Below are 17,546 nucleotides of genomic sequence, written 5' to 3'. Positions count from 1 at the left end.
AAGAAGTGGTATTAGTAGCTTGTTTTTAGTGAGAAAGCCGAGGCCAGGTAGGCCCCGGATTGTAAAGATGTCTAAAACCCGGTATCCAGTTAATCGCAATGCTGCACCGCTTAAGTGAACAGCATTGGGCTAAAAAGCCGGCCTTTTTCATGCTTTGAAAATAGATGATTAGAAGTAGTAACGAGCCTGCAGAGACAGGGTGTTGTCACCGTCCTTCTTGCCTTCAGCGTTCTTGCTGTCGTCTTTAGCGTATTCAACAGCGAACTGCATTGGGCCAGTCTCATAGATGGTACCAATCATGGTTTCTTTGAAGGTCGCTTTGGTTTGATCAGCGGTTGCTTTGCTGTCGTCTTTCAGCTCGTTGTAACCTGCCTGAAGGGAGAAGCCCTGCAGAACATTGTCCAGAGCCATTCGGCCGTACAGTTCAACACCTTTGGACTTGGCGTTCAGTTTGTCGCCCAGTTCAGTTTTGTTGTTGAACTCGCCGTACATAGCTGCCAGGTACAGGCTTTCGTTTTCAAACTTCAGACCGGCAGTGGCCGACTTGGATTTGTCCTGACCTGCATACTTGGCTGTTTCTTCGTATTCAGTTTCAGAGTAAGTGGCACCCAGAGAGAGACCCATGGCCAGATCATAGCTGGCAGAAATGCCGTATCCGGAATCACGCTGGGCATCTGCAACTGAGTTGTCTTGTGTCTGATACTGAACACCAATGTTCAGGCCGCCAAAGCTGTTGCGGTACTGGATGACGTCATCGGCACGGGCAGAACCATCGAAATCACCACCGTTACGACCTTCGTAAATGCCCAGGGCGTTACCACCGCCGATGGCATACATGTCGGTCCAGCCGGAAACGTCATAAGTGACACTCCAGTTTTTACCGGCAGCGAAAGCACCCATTTCTTCGTGGCTCAGGCCAACATAGCCCAGACGGTTAAAGAAGGTGTCTTGCTTTTCAGAGCCGACTACTTTGCCATCAGCATCTTTTACGTCGGTGTACTCGTCTTTGGCGCGGAATCCCCACTCCGCAACACCTTGACCAGTCCAACCATTGTCAAATTTGTGCGCAAATTTAAAGTTAATACGAGCGCTGTCGTTGTTTAAAGTGTTGTCGCCATCCTTGTTCTTGGCTACTACACCAATACGACCACCAATGCTCAGGCTGTTTGTACCGTCGTCAAATACGTCCAATGCCATTGCTGGACCTGCCACTGCTGTGGCTACTGCTACGGCCAGAATCTTCTTGTGCACGATTTTATTTCCCAACTGACTGTGTGTTAAATGTTGAGCCGAGATTGTTATGTAGTTGGTACTAAGGGGTCACGTCGAAAGCATCAATGGGATAATCGAAGTCGTGAATGTGTTAAGTGAATGGTTAACGTGTAAATTACTTATCGGCCTGTTCAATGGGCTGAGCGATTTCTTTCACTGGTTCAGCAAGGTTGGGTTGGGTAATCTTCTCGGCATGAATCGCTTACTCCGGTTCATGTGTTGTGTGTGTTTGCCGGCATCAATTCAGAGTCATTGATGCCGGCTTTTTTCTTTTTATGGGTGTGTGTTTCTAAAGCGTTGGCAGGTTAATCAGCGCGTTGAAAGGGTTTTGTTTTCTCTTCTTTGTCAAAAAGAGGCAAATACAAAGTGCTTTCATAGAGCGTAAAAACAGTTTGTTTTAGAGCTTGTAATGAGTAGTCTGGGCAGCTTATTTACGCTATGGGCATTCTATGTCTAACAGAGAGAGTTGTACTCATGGCCAGTAATCGACTGAAAATGAGTTTGCTGCCGGCTTTACAGGCCATTCTGGATACCGGCAGTGTAACCCGCGCAGCAGATCAGATGCATGTGACACAATCCACTATGAGCAGGACTCTGTCACAGTTACGAGAAGCGTTAAATGATCCCATTCTGGTCAGAGAAGGGAATCATATTTTCCTTTCTGAAAAGGCGCGACAGGTTCAGCCACTGGTTTCTAAATTAATGGCGGATTCTGAAACGCTGTTTGAAAACCAGCACTTTGATCCTGTGACCAGCGAACACCATTTCCGAATCGGTTCAGGTTCGGTCATTCTTGATCATTTTCTGATTCAGGCCCTGATTGATCTCAAGCAGATTGCACCGGGTATCAGTTGTACTGTGTCGCTTCCTGATGAGGGGACGATTTATTCCATGGAGTCCGGTGAGCTGGATTTTGGGGTTATTGTTACCTTGCCAGATACGACCGAGAGCCTCTGCAAGGAGGTGATCACGACCGCGTCGTTTAATGTTCTGATGCGAAAGGGTCACCCCATGAGTGGGCGGGAAACGCTGGATCTGACTGAAATGGATCAGTATCCCTTTGTCATTACCCAGGCAGTTATTGCTGCGAGCCCCTATATCAATGGGTTGCGTGAGCAATATGGCTTTTTGAGTAATCCCTGGCTGAAACTGCCAAGCCTTCATGCTGCACTGAAAGCGATTCGATCCAACGATGCTTTTACCATAGTGACTAATGTGGAGTATCTGGCGATGGATCTGTTTGAGGATTATGTTCTTTTGCCGACTTTGTCCGACTCCCCTTCGTTGAAGTTTGAGTTGGTTTGGCCTGAACACTGGCAGTTTAATCAGGCGCATCAGTGGATGAGGGGTTTTCTTATAGGCAGATTGCAGGAATTCTTCAGACAACATAAAGGATGACTGTATTTGGGAAACCAGGGCTATTTGCCCTGGTTTTTGCGATTATCATTAATAATGAAGCCTACCACCGCACAACCAAAAATGATTGTGCCTGCGACTGCCAGTAATCCTGCGATAACAACCGTATCCATGTACATAAATGACGCTCCTGGGTTTTTTGTTTTCTCCAGAATAAAGTGGGTCACAGGTCCGGGTATTGATCTGGATCAATTTATGGTGATTTGGTTAATCTGTTAACTATCTTTTTAGCAGAGGATTGATGCCCTCTTTTATCAGCATGCTGGTCAGCCGTATTAACGGTAATCCAATCAAGCTATTGGGATCCTCGCCTTCCATTCGGGAAAACAGACTGATACCCAGTCCCTCACATTTAAAACTGCCTGCACAATCCAGAGGCATTTCTTCCTTTATATAGTTTTCTACTGCCATTCTGCTCAGTGTTCTGAAGTGAACGGTATAGGGGACGGTATCCATCTGGCAGTGGTTCGTTTGAGTGTTGAGCAGGCAGAGTCCGGTATAAAAGGTCACTGATTTGCCGCTGCATTTCATTAATTGTTCGATGGCATTCTGCTCTGTTCCAGGCTTTCCAAGAATAGTGTTGTTGAGTTGTGCAGCCTGGTCTGAAGCGATAATCAGATGTTTGGGGTATTCAGTTTGGAGTGTGAGCGCTTTTTCTCTGGAGAGTCGCTCCGTGAGCATTGGTGCAGACTCTCCCCTTAGCGGTGTTTCATCAATATTGGGGGAGTGGCAATCAAAGGGCAGGTTAAGCCGCTTTAACAATGATTGGCGGTAGGGAGAGCTTGAGGCCAGGATGATTTTCATAAAGTCTGAACTGAGTAGATTGAGTCAGTGTTCTTCAATAAAGCTTTTTCGCTGTGATATCAAGCAGTAAGGGGAGTTGCCCCGATGAATAGGGCCTTCTGCGAGAAAAGTCAGAGCAGGGTGGGTCGTAAGTGGAAATTACATATTGTTATTGCTGGTCTGAAGGTTGCCAGCTGAATGACTGAAAGTTAAGCAGTTTAAAGCGGCTAAATCCTTTGACAGGGACTTTTCTTGGCCCTATTATGGCGCGCTTATGACAACCAACCCGTGAGCTCATGGCTATCGGACAATTACCCAAAACCTTCGATCCGCGTAAACTTGCGCGTCAAGGTAGGCAGTTTCAAGGTTCGCTGGCGCTGAGTCAATTCAGCCGACTGGTAGACAGTCTGGTTGATGACAAAGGCGAAGTACAGGTCGTTCTTGGCTTTTCATTGAGCGAAGATAACCGGGTTGTGCTGGAAGGGCATGTTGAAGCGGAATTAAGCATGATCTGCCAGCGCTGTCTGGATGTGGCCAGACTGCCGGTGCGAACAGATCTCCATTTAATGGGGGTGTTGACCGACGAGCAGGCCAAAGCCCTGCCGGAAAGCTTCGAACCATTAATGTTCGCTGATGAACCGGTAGAATTATTGCCTATTCTCGAGGAAGAGCTGATTCTGGCACTTCCGCTGGTGGCCTATCATCCGCCTGAAGACTGTTCAGCTCAGCAGCATTATACTACTGAGTCTGAAAAAGAGGCTCAGGCAGCTGCCGTTGAGGCAGAAAAAGAACGCAAGAACAGTAACCCTTTCAGCGTTCTGGCCAAATTGAAAACAGATACTACGATCCAGGAGAGTTGACACATGGCTGTTCAGCAAAACCGTAAAACCCGTTCCAGGCGTAACATGCGCCGTTCACACGATAGCCTGACATCTGCTCAGCTGTCTGTAGAAGCAGCTTCCGGCGAAACCCATCGTCGTCACCACGTTTCTGCCGAAGGTTTTTACCGTGGCAAGAAAGTGGTTGAAACCAGCGAAGACTAAGTCTTTTAGCCGGTTGGGCCAAAGGATGTATTCAGTGATTGTATCGCTGGCTTCCAGGGATCAGGAATAAAATGGCATCAGGTGCAAGCGTAGATTCAAAATTGACGGTTGCTCTTGATGTGATGAGCGGGGACGATAGTCCCCGTTCTCGTATCCGGGCGGCTGTCAGGGCGCTCGAGCATTTCAAGTCTCTCCACCTTCTGCTTGTCGGTAATCGACAGCTTATCGAAGATTATCTTGCCGATATCGATTACTCCGACCGGTCGCGCTTTACTCTGGTTCATGCCGACAAAACGGTTACCATGCATGACAAGCCTTCTTTGGCACTGAGGGGAAAAAAAGATTCCTCCATGTGGAAAGTGCTTGAGCTGGTTGCCAGGGGGGAGGCGCAAGCCTGTGTCAGTGCGGGTAATACCGGCGCACTCATGGCAATGGGGCGCTATGTACTCAAAACCTTTGCAGGCATAGATCGTCCGGCTATAGCGGCCAGTGTTCCTACCAAAAATGGCAGTGCCCTGTTAATGGATATAGGGGCGAATGTTGATTGTACTTCAATGCATCTCTATCAGTTTGCCATTATGGGAGCCCAGCTGGCTTCTTCAGTCTATGGTGTTGAGTCGCCAAAAGTCGGCTTATTGAACATTGGTACTGAAGAAATGAAGGGGAATGAGCAAGTGAGACTGGCTCATCACCTTCTACAGGAAAAACTTGAGGTGCAGAAGGGGCTGGATTACATCGGCTTTATTGAGGGGCATGATATTTTCAGCGGTCGTGCTGACGTGATAGTCTGCGACGGTTTTGTCGGAAATGTCGCACTTAAAACCGGAGAAGGTGTAGCCAACCTGATACGTGATGGTCTGAAGACTATCTTTCAACGCTCACTGTTCAACCGGTTTCTTTATTTTTTGATTTCACCTTTGCTGAGAGAGTTCAATCGCAAGATTGATCCCGTTTTGCATAATGGTGCCAGTTTGTTGGGGTTGCAGGGGATTGTCATCAAAAGTCACGGTGGAGCTGATGAAAAAGGTTTCTATCGTGCGATTGGTCAGGCAGTGAATGAAGCTCATAATGACGTACCTGCCAGAATTGCACGAGAAGTGGAAGAAAGGTTGCTGTAGTCAAAAAGCGGGTGCTGCAGCGCGATTATGTATAGAAATTGAATCTGTCGGTAAGGGTGCTTTTATCACAGTACTCATGGCTGTTTCAGTTGGAAACATAAATTTACCAACCTGAGGTTCGACTTTTTCTATAATTGCCTGAGTTTTTTTTCCGGGAGAAGTGAATAACCGTAAAAGGTGCACTTCTTTCAATGATTTAGCTATATCAGGACTAGACCCAAAGCAATGACGGATTTACTTGCGTTTGTTTTTCCGGGGCAGGGATCCCAGTCGGTGGGCATGCTTGCTGACCATATCGATCACCCCTCTCATGGACAACAGACAGTCGTCCAGACATTTACTGAAGCTGCTGAAGCACTCGGGTTTGACCTGCTTAAGCTTGTCAGTGAAGGGCCTGCGGAAGAACTCAATAAAACTGAGAACACCCAGCCGGCACTGCTGACGGCCAGTGTGGCACTTTGGCGCCTCTGGCTTGAAAAGGGTGGTGAGCAGCCTGCTTATATGGCGGGTCACAGTCTGGGTGAATACTCGGCACTGGTTTGCTCCGGTGCTATGAAGTTTACTGATGCTGTCCGGGTCGTTCGTCAGCGTGGTCTCTTTATGCAGGAGGCTGTTCCGGCCAGGACGGGAGCCATGGCTGCCATTCTGGGTCTTGAAGATCAGCAGGTGGTTTCAGTTTGTCTTGATGCTGCTCAGGGTGGAGTGGTTGAAGCGGTTAACTTCAACTCTCCTGGTCAGGTGGTTATTGCAGGTGAAAAAGAAGCGGTTGCTCGTGCGGTTGAGCTGGCTAAAGAAGCCGGTGCCAGAAAGGCTATACCTTTGCCTGTGAGTGTTCCTTCTCATTGTGCGCTGATGAAGCCAGCTGCAGAGAAACTGGCTGTAGAGCTGGACTCAATAGAGTTGAATCAACCGGTTATTGCTGTGATTCAGAATGTTACTGCAGAGCCCTGTTCAGAGCCAGAAAAGATTCGTGAAAATCTGGTGAAGCAGCTTTATAGTCCGGTGCGCTGGGTAGAGACGATTCAGCACTTGAATACTGCAGGTGTCACCCGGTTCGCGGAGTGCGGTGCAGGAAAAGTACTGGCAGGCCTTAACAAGCGGATAGTTCGCAGGTCGCCTGTAGCAACGCTTGAATCTGTGTCTTCTTTTGAAGACTTGCTGGGTCAGTCTTAAGTCGATTTTCAGAAGTGCACAGTCGATCGCTTGTCAGGTCTGAATTTCAGTTGACTGGCAGGGCGCATCAGATAGAGCGCGTCTGTGATAAATAGCCATAAGCGCTGAGACAACTTTGGGTCTGTAACAGACGAAAGTTATTTCGCGGTAGAACAACAGGATAGAACTATGTCGAACCTTGAAGGCAAGGTAGCTCTGGTTACTGGCGCCAGCCGTGGAATTGGCAAGGCTATTGCCATTGATCTGGGCAGGCAGGGCGCTGTTGTAGTGGGTACTGCTACTTCCGAGCCGGGAGCAGCAAAAATTACTGAGATGCTGCAGGCTGAAGGTATAAAAGGCTGTGGTATGGTGCTGGATGTCTCTCAGGGAGAGAGCTGTACTGAAGTAGTCAAAGCAGTAGTATCCGAATTTGGCGCACCACAGATTTTGGTCAATAATGCGGGCATCACCCGAGACAACATCCTGATGAGAATGAAGGATGATGAGTGGGACGATGTCGTCAATACTAATCTGAGCTCTATTTACAGAATGAGCAAAGCGGTGTTGAGAGGCATGACCAAAGCTCGCTGGGGGCGCATTATTAACATCAGTTCGGTTGTAGGCTCCATGGGCAACCAGGGGCAGTCGAACTATGCGGCAGCCAAGGCTGGGGTAGAGGGCTTTAGTCGTTCTCTGGCCAGAGAGATTGGCTCTCGTCAGATTTCTGTGAATACGGTTGCTCCAGGTTTTATTGATACGGATATGACCCGTGATCTGCCTGAAGAGCACAGAACCTTTTTGACGTCCCAGGTGCCAATGGCTCGACTGGGGCAGCCTGAAGAAATTTCTGGTGTTGTGGCTTTCCTCGCTAGTGATGTAGCAGGTTACATTACCGGAGAAACCATTCATGTGAATGGTGGGATGTACATGGGCTAAGAGCTTGTCTGACTCAAGACGGTTTCGGCTTGAATTTCAGCGAGAGTGACCAGATGTTTCGATGAGTTTGCTTAAACAGGTAAACTATTTGCATAAGCCCATCGAAAAAACTGACTCACTCGAGTGAAACTCATGTTCGAAATCATCAGTCAGAGAGGCTTCAAGCCACGTGATCAGAGGGCTTTCAAGATTATTTGCACTTGATTAGCATCAAAACCCCTCTGATAAAGATGAAATTTGCGGTAATATCGTCGGCCTGTCCTTGAAATTACCGCAAGCGTTTATATATAGTAATTGACCGCGGTGAGGGCGGGTTTAAAATCGCCCTTCTGCACCCGAATATCGATAGGAGCACAACCAGGTATGAGTACCATTGAAGAGCGCGTCAAAAAGATCGTTTGCGAACAGCTTGGCGTAAAAGCAGAGGAAGTCACCAACAGTGCGTCTTTCGTAGAGGATCTCGGCGCGGACTCTCTGGACACTGTTGAGCTGGTGATGGCTCTGGAAGAAGAGTTTGAAACTGAGATTCCAGACGAAGAAGCTGAAAAAATCACCACAGTTCAGGAAGCAATCGACTACGTTGTTGCTCATTCCTGATTCTGTCCAGGCTGCATGCGAATAGCTGTATCCTGAAAAAGCCGTACGCAGTAAAATGCGTGCGGCTTTTTTGGATTTTTATGGACTAAATAAACTTGCTGAGTGATATTCAGTTTACATGGATGGGTTATGAGTAAAGATTATGAGTCAGTCTCAAGCCATGAGTTTATGCGTGGTTTGGAAGAACTTGAACAGCAAGGTGTTAAATTACCCAAGAATAAGAATGAGTTGTTGACGGAAGTGGTTTCTAATACTCATCGGCAATATCATTCTAAGCTGCAAGGAATTGGTGAGCAGCCAATAAACGTAAATGAGCTGTCTCGAAATATTAAGAAGAAAAATTCACAGATACTAAGGGAGAATATGATCAATGCAGGTCGATCTCTTCCTAAAGGTACTGATGCTTATCATATAGTTCCAGCAAGCGAAAACCGATCATGGGCAAAGGATTATGCTCAGGCTGCACGAGCGATTCTACGACGCTGGGGTATTTCCATCAATCACGAAGCTAATGGTGTGGCACTTCCATCGTCGTCAAAAAGGCCTGTGAAATCCCTTCCAAATGCATATCCGCACAAGCAAGTACATACTAAAGTTTATTATCTAAATGTGGTTGACTAGTTGTCGGAAGCTCACAGTCGGCAGTCTTGCATCGACATATTATGTGAAATTGGTGAAGAGCTGGAAGATGGCACATATCCAATAAGGAGCGGTTCATGAAAATTTACGAACTCACTTTTGATGTAGATAAATATCAAATGTTGGTTCCTGTTGATGATAGGGATTACGACGGTAGCTACTTATGGGTTAATGGTCAGTTAAAGCTTTCTTCCTGGTTGGCTCCTGCTATGCGGTGGACTGAGAAAGAACACTCTGGTGAGAGTATTCCTGACATTGCTCGCATTAATCCGGGGTTCTTCGCTTTCAGTAATAAAGCTGTTGGTATAACAGGCACAATCTTGTCTGAATTTGGCGAGCTGCTTGAATTGCCAGTTGATGGAAAGCTGTTTTTAGCATTTAACCCAACTGTGATCGTGGATTGTCTTAATGTGGAGCAATCTGGCTGGAGAATAAATCGTCGTGGTGAGAGAGGGCGACTATTGTCACCTGTTCTTAATCAGGCCAAGCTGAATGGGATAAAGTTGTTTCAAATTTCTGATAGGCACAGCTCTCTATATGCAAGTGATGAATTTTTTGAGCTGGTAATAAAGAATGGTTTGACAGGTTTAACCTTTACACCAGTCAAGTTGGCTTCATAACGTTAGAAGTGTGGCTTAGCGCGATTGATGCAGGAGTGAATTGTTTTGTCGCATAGAAGGGTAGTAGTAACAGGGCTGGGTGCTTTGTCTCCGGTAGGGCTGGGGGTAGATCAGAGCTGGCAATCGGTACTGGCAGGTCGCAGTGGTATTCATACGATTGATCATCTGGATACCGATAAGTTCAGTGTCAGTATTTGCGGTACAGTGAAGGGGTTTGAAGCCGGTCAATACTTCAATCCTAAAGATGCTCGGAAAATGGATGTTTTTATCCAGTATGCGCTGGCGGCTTCCATAGAGGCAATGAAAGATGCCGGACTGGATGGCAGTGACTTGCTAAAGGGTGACAACGTCGGTCGCTATGGTGTTGTTATCGGTTCTGGTATTGGTGGCATCACGTCTATTGAGCAGAGCCATGATACGCTTCATAAATCTGGTCCACGTCGTATATCCCCCTTCTTTATACCCGCTGCCATTATCAATATGGCTGCCGGCTGGCTGTCAATGCACTACAACCTGCAAGGGCCTAACTTTGCAACGTCTACAGCCTGTGCCACAGGCAGCCATGCATTAGCCCTGGCTGCCCGAACCATTGCTTACGGTGATGCCGATGTCATGGTGGCTGGAGGCGCTGAGAAAGCTTCTTCCGCACTGGGTATGACCGGTTTTGCTGCGGCAAGAGCTTTATCCACGCGAAATGATCAGCCTGAAGCAGCCAGTCGACCCTGGGATAAGGATCGGGATGGGTTTGTGCTAGGGGACGGTGCCGGTGTGATGGTGCTGGAAGAATATGAACATGCTGTACGACGTGGCGCCACTATTTATGCAGAGCTCAGTGGTGTGGGCATGAGTGGTGATGCTTACCATATGACATCACCGCCTGAAGATGGGCGAGGAGCTGCCAGAGCTATGCAGTCTGCGTTGGATGATGCAGGACTGAAAGTCGATCAGGTGTCTTATATTAATGCTCACGGTACATCGACACTGGCCGGTGATTTGGCTGAAACCCGAGCCATTCATACCGTGTTTGGCGACGCCGCAAAAAATGTTGCTGTCAGCTCTACCAAGTCTATGACCGGTCATTTGTTGGGAGCGGCTGGGTCGCTGGAGGCGGTGTTTGCAGTTAAGTCTCTGCTGGACAATATGGCACCTCCGACGATTAATCTGGACAATCCTGATGAAGGCTGTGATCTGGATTATGTGCCAGGCAAGGCCAGACAGATTGAGATGGAACATGTGTTGACCAACTCATTCGGGTTTGGCGGGACGAATGTGACTCTGGCTTTTTCGAAGCTTGATTAGAGGCTCTTCGGGCTGGTGAGCCAGCCCATTACTCTCTAGGTTGAATGTCCGGGCCAGACTCCGATACTGCCAAATTGTTATAGCTGCTATGTAATCGACTGATCTGGGCTTTAGGCCGGGCTGTCTATTCTCGGTCGGACTCCAAGAGATGAGTGGATAAAAGCCGTGTCTGTACCGACTCATGAGGAACGTTTTGGATAATTGCAATTCTGTCAGCTGGGTCAACGGGGCACCCACTTCTGAAGTGTCAATCAGTGACAGAGGGCTGGCTTACGGGGATGGTCTTTTCGAAACCATTCGTGTGCAGGCAGGTACTCCCACTCTGTTCGATCTCCATTGTAAAAGACTCTGTACCGGGGCTACTGCACTGAATATTGCTTTTGATCTGGAAGGCTTCAGGCAAGAGGTGTGTGATTTTTTGCAAGGGCAGACGCGGCAAGAAGGGGTGCTCAAGGCCATTTTGACACGCGGTTCTGGTGGTCGGGGTTATAACCCTGCGGGGTGCGATAACCCCAGCCGGGTTCTTTCGTTCCATCCTTTGCCGGTTTATCAGAATGCCCCTGATATCAATGGCGTGAGGCTGCATGAATGTAAAATCAGAATCGGTGATAATGCTTTTGCCGGACTTAAGCATCTTAATCGACTTGAGAATGTCATGGCCCGCTCGGAATGGCAGGGAACTACATGCCTGGAAGGATTGCTACTGGGCATGGATGACCGACTCGTCGAAGGTACTATGAGTAATTTATTTCTGGTATCGGGTAAAACTTTGTTTACTCCCTGTCTTCGAAGAGCCGGGGTCAAGGGAGTTTGCAGGGAATTAATTCTGGAGCAAGCCCGGAATTGGGGGTTTCAGGTAGAAACAGGTGACTACTACCTTGAAGGTCTTGCCGGGGCAGATGAAGTTTTTGTCTGTAACAGTGTTAACGGTGTTTGGCCAGTGATTGCCTGCGGCAGTCTGGACTGGTCAGTAGGTAATGTGACCTGTACAGTCAGGGATAGAGTTCAGGAAGTTTTGAATGCTTAAAAAATTGTTATTTGCAGTGGTTGGCCTGTTTATCGCCGGACTGCTGGTAGCCGTTGTATCGTGGAAGGCGCTGGACTGGTATGGCAATCAGCCCGTGATAGCACCTGATAACGCCGATAGCCTGGAATTTACCATATCTCAGGGAGAGTCCATGACTCGGGTGGCTGACAGTCTGGCTCAGTTAGGCTGGCTTCAATATCCGGAAGTTTTTGTGGTTCTGGCCAGAATCGAGAAGGTGGCAGGTGGGATTCATGCTGGAGATTACCTGATTCCGGCCGGGATTACGCATCGTGAACTGCTGGAGATTTTCACCTCCGGTCAGGTGCGTTATTACAATGTGACGCTGGTTGAAGGTCACACCCTGAAAGAAGTCATGACTGTTCTGAATCAGCACGAAAAGCTGTCTTCGCCACTGGATGATGAGGCTTTGCAGGCGCTTTATCAAAGCCTGAAGATAGAAGGGATACCAGAGGGGCTGTTTTACCCCGACACTTATTTCTTTCAGGCGGATGCGAGTGTTGAATCGATACTCAGAAGAGCTTACAAACGTATGAGTTCCGTGTTGGATGAGGAGTGGTCAAAGCGCTCCAAAGATCTGCCTTATAAAAATGCCTATGAAGCTCTGATTATGGCTTCTCTGGTAGAGAAAGAGACAGGGGTCAGCTACGAACGAGGCGAAATTGCAGGGGTGTTTGTCAGGCGTCTGCAAAAAGGTATGAGACTGCAAACCGACCCAACGATTATTTATGGTCTGGGTGAGCGTTATAAAGGAAACATCAGTCGTCGAATGCTCCGGGAACCCACTCCATACAATACTTACGTCATAAGAGGGCTTCCGCCTTCACCCATTGCATTAGCGGGGCGGGAAGCCATTCATGCGGCTCTGCACCCGGAAGATGGCAAGACTTTGTACTTTGTTGCAAAGGGTAATGGTACGCATTATTTTTCAAAATCACTGGCAGAGCATAATCGTGCTGTCAGAAAGTATCAGATTGAACAGCGTCGGGAAGACTACCGCTCGACTGTGGAGACTCAATAATGGCTAATGCCTCATCCGGTTTTTTCCTGACAATTGAAGGTGGAGAAGGCGCGGGTAAAACGACGGCGGTCGATTTCATTAAATACTGGATGTCGGATCGTCAACTGGCCTTTACTGAAACCCGTGAACCGGGCGGTACCCGGGTGGCAGAAGAACTTCGCGCTCTGCTGTTGGGACATCATGGTGAACCGTTGTCCGATATCACGGAACTGTTGATGATGTTTGCCGCACGCTCACAGAATCTTTTTCATAATGTTCTGCCCGGGCTGGAAGCCGGTAAAATTGTGCTTTGTGATCGTTTTACCGATGCCACTTATGCCTATCAGGGCGGTGGTCGTGGTCTGAATACCTACCCTGTTGAAACACTGGAAAATCTGGTGCAGGGAACGCTTCGTCCGGATATGACGATTCTGATGGATGTTGATCCGGAAGTTGGCATGGCCAGAGCCAAGGGACGGGGTGGAAAGCTGGACCGTATAGAACAGGAAAAAATGGACTTTTTTATCCGGGTGCGCAATGCCTACCTGGAAAGGGCAAAGCAGTTTCCGGAACAGTTTGAGGTTATTGACGCCGGACAATCTCTTGAAGCCGTTCAGCAGCAATTGCTGGCGGTGCTCGAAAGAAGACTGGGAGGGCGTTAATGAAAGACTGGAGCATATTTCCCTGGCAGACATCGCAGTGGGAACAAATGGTTCACTGTCAGCGGTCGGGTAATCTGGCTCATGCCTATCTGTTAAAAGGGTTGCCGGGCACGGGTAAGCTCCAGTTTGCCAAAGCGCTTTCTGCCTATTTATTGTGCATGAACCCACAGGCTTCCGGAGCCTGTGGTCACTGTAAAGAGTGTGAGCTGCTAAAGGCAGGAACTCACCCCGACTTTACTCTGCTGGAGCCGGATGATCCGGGTCGGCCTATTCGAATTGACAGTATTCGAAAGTTGAATGAGTTTGCGCACAAAACAGCTCAGCAGGGAGGGCGAAGGGTTATTATCCTGAGCCCTGCAGAAGCCATGAACGTCAATTCCGCCAATGCCCTGCTTAAATGCCTTGAAGAGCCAGGAGAAGATACTGTTTTCTTTCTGGTCAGTGCCCGTTCCGGTGATATGTTGCCCACGATTCGCAGTCGTTGCCAGCAATTGAACTTTTCAACCCCCGGTAGGGATGTGGCTGAGCAGTGGTTGTCATCTCAAATGGATGATCCGGCAGTTATTGCCCAGTTGTTGGATCTGACCGCTAATTCTCCACTGGAAGCCAAACGTTTTGCAGAGCAGGGTTTACTGGAAAAAAGAGAAGCCCTGGCAGATGGTCTGAAAGGGCTGTTCAAGGGGAAAGTGACACCGGTCGAGCTGGCAAAAACCTGGCAGTCGGCGGATCTGGCACTGACACTGAGCTGGATCATTGGCTGGCTGGATGATGCCATTAAACTGGGGTTGAATGCGGACTCTGCTGTGCTTCGAAACCGGGATCAGCTGAAAATGCTGGAATATCTGGCCCGCAAAAGTGATGCCAGAGGCCTTCTGAAGGAAAGAGACTGGTTGATGTCACAAAGACAGTCGCTGCTGGAAGGGGGGAATCTGAATCCCCAGATGTTGATGGAAGGGGCTTTCTCCCGGAGCCTTGAACTGATCTTATAAAGAAATACCGTATTTCCGGTATTTCTTTGCTTTCCTGTTTTAGGCTTTCTCGGTCAGGCATCTGGCCTGTGATTGAATCTGACAACAGCACGGGGAACAGGTTAAACTGTAAAAAAGAAGATTAATGGCTTTTGAAAAGCCGGATAAATCAGAAGAATGAAAATGACAGGAGAAGAATAATGAACCGTGGAAAGGGTGGCATGTCAGGCATTTTGTCTCTGACGATCAAAGACTCTTCTTCTCTTTATTCATCCTACATGCCTTTTGTAGCAGGTGGCGGATTGTTCATCCCAACTTCGAAGCGATACTCGTTAGGGGATGAGGTATTTATTCGTCTGACTCTGATGGATGAAGCGGATAAATTACCGGTTCCTGGCAAGGTCGTTTGGATCACTCCCCAGGGTTCTGCCCGCATGGCGGGAATTGGCGTTCAATTCACAGACCCGACGGATACAGTCAGAACCAAAATAGAAACTTATCTGGCTGGCGCGCTCAAATCAGATCGCGAAACCAGCACTATGTAAGTGGTAAGTGGTAAGTGGTAAGTGGTAAGTGGTAAGTGGTAAGTGGTAAGTGGTAAGTGGTAAGTGGTAAGTGGTAAGTGGTAAGTGGTAAGTGGTTAGGGTGATGATGATCAAGTAATCGTCTGCCCTGATTTTAAAACAACTATACGACTAAGCAGTCGTACAGTTATGTGAAATCAATCTTGATTCTTTAGTCTAATACATGAACTTGACTTCATGCTTTAGGGTGGCCCTCCCGAAGAAGAGGCGGGTCAGTAAGATGATTTCAAAGAAAGTTCTATTGGGTGCAGTCACCTTGATTGCACCTTTCCTGGCTCTCGAAGGCAGAGCCACTCATACAGATGGCTATACAGAGTACCAGCGTAGTCAGGCAATACCCTTTACTCAGTGCCATCCAGGTCAATACGATCATTTTTTCTATGTTGAGAAAGGGCAGGATCTGTCGGTAGTGATTAAAGATATCATTGCTGATCTATCTGCAGTGACAACGTCGGCTTCACCTGAAAGTTCATCGGTTGCATCCGAATCAAGCACAGTGTCCAGTGATCTTTCATCGTCGATTTATACGTCAACGGCTATCTCTGCTTCTACCCTGTTTCCATCCTCAACCGGAACGTACTCAGTATCGAGTTCCGAGAGTGTGGGGAGTTCTGTGGTAAGTCAAACACAATCCGGAGGGGTATCAAGCTCATCACTGATTGAAAATGACCACTCCTCTACGTCAGTGATACCCTCATCCACGCCTACAGCTCCACCAACCGAATCCGATGAGCAGCGGAAAAAACGTCAGGCGGAACAAGACCAGCCTGCAAGAATACAAAAACTGGTCAGTATGAAAAAATGGCCGCCTGAGCCAAAAACTGTAAGGGCAAAGCGGCATCATGATTCTCAGGCCAAGCCTGATCACAGGGTCTTGATCTTGCTTGAAGGGGGGATTCCCCAAACCTATACCTTGTCCAGCCAGTTGGAGTTGAATCGGGTTACCTTGGGTATTTGCACCAAGCCACCCGCTTCAGTGCCAGATGATAAGGCAATACCGGTAGCCGATCAGGCTGTGATTAAAATCACTGATAGTACATTCCCCTCCAGGGAGCATCCGGCTCTGGTTATTAATGATGGAATGAAGCTGAATCTGGAAAGTGTGCAGGTAGATGCTCATGACTGGAGCAGTAACAACCCGGTTCTGCTTTTTCTGGATCGCTCAAGGGGGGTGATCAATAACAGCAGTCTGATCCGTTTGAAGGATAACGGCGACGATTACGATTGGGGATGGGATTGGTTCGACTACCGGTCCACAATACATATGAATTGGTGGTTAGGCACCGGGGTGCCAGAAGTCACCATAACCGATTCACGTCTTTATCAGGGAATGGCTTTAGGCGCTAACATTTTTGGCAAGTACGGCGGGAAAATCACTGTTGAGAATACTGAGCAGGTGATTGCCCGTACAGGTATTTCATTGAATCTTTGCTCAGCGGAACTCAATGTCATCAAGGGGTCCATGTCGGGTTGCAGTGAGCCTGTCAGTCTTGAAGCTTTTGCCAATATGGAAAGTCTGCCTGCCACGGGGGCTGAATTTTGCCCGCAGCCAGGAGATCAATCCAGCAGTTGTGCCTATTACGGCTGGGATAACCTCGTCAACTTCCAGCAATCTGTTGTCAAAGGAAGTTGGTATGTGGCTCTGAATTTCTGTGATGATCGCCTGAAAGTGCAGGGTGTACAGAATATGGGTAACCAGGAAGAGATGTCTGCCGGTGAACTGTGCTCGGGTTACCTGGCGTATGGTGCTGAAGGAGCTGTTGGCTTTGCGGGCAGGGCGTCCTGTCCTCCGGGCAGTCAGTTTGCCAGTACTCAAACACAAATAGAACCTGCTACTGAACCAGGGATTGTAGTAAATCTGGAATCGGCGGACCCAAATAGTGGTAGTGGTCTGGTTGGCAGTGTGGTCGGAGTCGTTTTTGCTGTCATTTTTGCGGTGGCTGCCCTGAATTGATGGTGTTCTTCTTATGTGAGATGGGAGATCCAGCCGCTCTATATGGATTCTTAAGGCTGTTCTCCCATTTCAATGAAGTCAGTCTGACAATTTTGTCTGGTAATGATCAGGTTCAGGAGCTGGTGGATGGCATTGGCTGTAAAACAAGCCCCTGTAATACTTTGTTTTTCTTTATTAGTTCTTTGATTCTTGAGTCTTTCGTCTGTTGCTCGCTCAAGAACTGAGCTTCCATTTGGGTTCTTTGTTGTGTCAGTTCTTGCTGATATCCAGACTCCTTTTCCTTCGTTTTTTGCTGGAATTGCAACTCCATCTGCCTCCTGATCTCGATCTCTCTAGGAGCCTGTCGGACTTATGCTTTCGAGCATAAATTTCAGTAGAACGAGTCGACAGTCTTGAGCGTTCTAGACAGCTTCGATGGATTCGTGAGAATAGTTGACCTATTTAATCGAATTCATCGA

20 protein-coding genes are annotated in these 17,546 nt (G+C 48.0%); 16 read left to right on the top strand and 4 right to left on the bottom strand.

Annotation, left to right across the window (positions count from 1 at the left end; all coding sequences use genetic code 11):
* Nucleotides 1–168: 168 nt before the first annotated feature.
* Nucleotides 169–1,251 carry a porin gene (locus ACR2PX_RS15180; RefSeq protein ID WP_434000197.1) on the bottom strand — a complete coding sequence of 361 codons (1,083 nt, stop codon included), beginning with the start codon at nucleotides 1,249–1,251 and terminating at the stop codon, nucleotides 169–171.
* A 495-nt stretch (nucleotides 1,252–1,746) separates the two neighbouring features.
* Here ACR2PX_RS15180 and ACR2PX_RS15175 point away from each other — a divergent pair, with 495 nt between their 5' ends.
* A complete protein-coding gene (locus ACR2PX_RS15175; protein ID WP_434000196.1) occupies nucleotides 1,747–2,670 on the top strand; it encodes a LysR family transcriptional regulator in 924 nt (307 codons plus the stop codon).
* Between the two features lie 20 nt (nucleotides 2,671–2,690).
* Here the strand turns inward: ACR2PX_RS15175 and ccoM are convergent, their stop codons facing one another.
* Together ccoM and ACR2PX_RS15165 are read right to left on the bottom strand one after the other, a co-directional pair.
* Entirely contained in the window at nucleotides 2,691–2,807 is a 117-nt protein-coding gene (gene ccoM, locus ACR2PX_RS15170) for a cytochrome c oxidase subunit CcoM (RefSeq protein WP_434000195.1), read from the bottom strand.
* A 100-nt stretch (nucleotides 2,808–2,907) separates the two neighbouring features.
* Complete coding sequence (locus ACR2PX_RS15165) at nucleotides 2,908–3,492, bottom strand: Maf family protein (protein WP_434000194.1); 585 nt, start codon at nucleotides 3,490–3,492, stop codon at nucleotides 2,908–2,910.
* 275 nt (nucleotides 3,493–3,767) lie between these two features.
* Here ACR2PX_RS15165 and ACR2PX_RS15160 point away from each other — a divergent pair, with 275 nt between their 5' ends.
* From ACR2PX_RS15160 to ACR2PX_RS15090, 15 genes are all read left to right on the top strand, one after another.
* Nucleotides 3,768–4,331: a YceD family protein gene (locus ACR2PX_RS15160; protein WP_434000193.1), complete on the top strand. Its 564-nt coding sequence runs from the start codon at nucleotides 3,768–3,770 to the stop codon at nucleotides 4,329–4,331.
* 3 nt (nucleotides 4,332–4,334) lie between these two features.
* Nucleotides 4,335–4,514, top strand: a complete 180-nt coding sequence (gene rpmF, locus ACR2PX_RS15155) for a 50S ribosomal protein L32 (protein WP_434000192.1) — start codon at nucleotides 4,335–4,337, stop codon at nucleotides 4,512–4,514.
* Between the two features lie 71 nt (nucleotides 4,515–4,585).
* Entirely contained in the window at nucleotides 4,586–5,632 is a 1,047-nt protein-coding gene (plsX, locus tag ACR2PX_RS15150; RefSeq protein WP_434000191.1) for a phosphate acyltransferase PlsX, read from the top strand.
* 225 nt (nucleotides 5,633–5,857) lie between these two features.
* Nucleotides 5,858–6,805 carry an ACP S-malonyltransferase gene (fabD, locus tag ACR2PX_RS15145; RefSeq protein ID WP_434000190.1) on the top strand — a complete coding sequence of 316 codons (948 nt, stop codon included), beginning with the start codon at nucleotides 5,858–5,860 and terminating at the stop codon, nucleotides 6,803–6,805.
* A gap of 168 nt (nucleotides 6,806–6,973) precedes the next feature.
* Nucleotides 6,974–7,720: a 3-oxoacyl-ACP reductase FabG gene (gene fabG / locus ACR2PX_RS15140; RefSeq protein ID WP_434000189.1), complete on the top strand. Its 747-nt coding sequence runs from the start codon at nucleotides 6,974–6,976 to the stop codon at nucleotides 7,718–7,720.
* A gap of 363 nt (nucleotides 7,721–8,083) precedes the next feature.
* Complete coding sequence (gene acpP / locus ACR2PX_RS15135) at nucleotides 8,084–8,317, top strand: acyl carrier protein (protein WP_034842413.1); 234 nt, start codon at nucleotides 8,084–8,086, stop codon at nucleotides 8,315–8,317.
* Between the two features lie 129 nt (nucleotides 8,318–8,446).
* Complete coding sequence (locus ACR2PX_RS15130; RefSeq protein ID WP_434000188.1) at nucleotides 8,447–8,938, top strand: AHH domain-containing protein; 492 nt, start codon at nucleotides 8,447–8,449, stop codon at nucleotides 8,936–8,938.
* Between the two features lie 95 nt (nucleotides 8,939–9,033).
* Complete coding sequence (locus ACR2PX_RS15125; protein ID WP_434000187.1) at nucleotides 9,034–9,576, top strand: hypothetical protein; 543 nt, start codon at nucleotides 9,034–9,036, stop codon at nucleotides 9,574–9,576.
* Nucleotides 9,577–9,621: 45 nt separating this feature from the next.
* Nucleotides 9,622–10,875, top strand: a complete 1,254-nt coding sequence (fabF, locus tag ACR2PX_RS15120; protein ID WP_434000186.1) for a beta-ketoacyl-ACP synthase II — start codon at nucleotides 9,622–9,624, stop codon at nucleotides 10,873–10,875.
* 193 nt (nucleotides 10,876–11,068) lie between these two features.
* Entirely contained in the window at nucleotides 11,069–11,902 is an 834-nt protein-coding gene (gene pabC, locus ACR2PX_RS15115) for an aminodeoxychorismate lyase (protein ID WP_434000185.1), read from the top strand.
* On the top strand, nucleotides 11,895–12,941 hold the full coding sequence (mltG, locus tag ACR2PX_RS15110; protein WP_434000184.1) for an endolytic transglycosylase MltG: 1,047 nt from the start codon (nucleotides 11,895–11,897) through the stop codon (nucleotides 12,939–12,941). The genes pabC and mltG overlap by 8 nt, the downstream gene beginning before the upstream one ends.
* Nucleotides 12,941–13,582 (top strand): dTMP kinase, encoded by a 642-nt coding sequence (tmk, locus tag ACR2PX_RS15105; RefSeq protein WP_434000183.1) that lies wholly within the window; start codon nucleotides 12,941–12,943, stop codon nucleotides 13,580–13,582. The genes mltG and tmk overlap by 1 nt, the downstream gene beginning before the upstream one ends.
* The gene (locus ACR2PX_RS15100) at nucleotides 13,582–14,571 is read left to right on the top strand and encodes a DNA polymerase III subunit delta' (protein WP_434000182.1); all 990 of its coding nucleotides are present in this window, start codon (nucleotides 13,582–13,584) and stop codon (nucleotides 14,569–14,571) included. Before tmk ends, ACR2PX_RS15100 begins: the two co-directional genes overlap by 1 nt.
* Nucleotides 14,572–14,750: 179 nt before the next feature.
* Nucleotides 14,751–15,095 (top strand): PilZ domain-containing protein, encoded by a 345-nt coding sequence (locus ACR2PX_RS15095; RefSeq protein ID WP_434000181.1) that lies wholly within the window; start codon nucleotides 14,751–14,753, stop codon nucleotides 15,093–15,095.
* Nucleotides 15,096–15,354: 259 nt separating this feature from the next.
* Nucleotides 15,355–17,088: a hypothetical protein gene (locus ACR2PX_RS15090; RefSeq protein WP_434000180.1), complete on the top strand. Its 1,734-nt coding sequence runs from the start codon at nucleotides 15,355–15,357 to the stop codon at nucleotides 17,086–17,088.
* Between the two features lie 112 nt (nucleotides 17,089–17,200).
* Here ACR2PX_RS15090 and ACR2PX_RS15085 read toward each other — a convergent pair whose 3' ends face one another.
* Nucleotides 17,201–17,398, bottom strand: a complete 198-nt coding sequence (locus ACR2PX_RS15085; RefSeq protein WP_434000179.1) for a hypothetical protein — start codon at nucleotides 17,396–17,398, stop codon at nucleotides 17,201–17,203.
* Nucleotides 17,399–17,546 lie beyond the last annotated feature (148 nt).

This window comes from Endozoicomonas sp., from assembly GCF_051008435.1.
Taxonomy (GTDB): domain Bacteria; phylum Pseudomonadota; class Gammaproteobacteria; order Pseudomonadales; family Endozoicomonadaceae; genus Endozoicomonas_A.
This window is presented reverse-complemented; position numbering and strand designations above follow the sequence as displayed.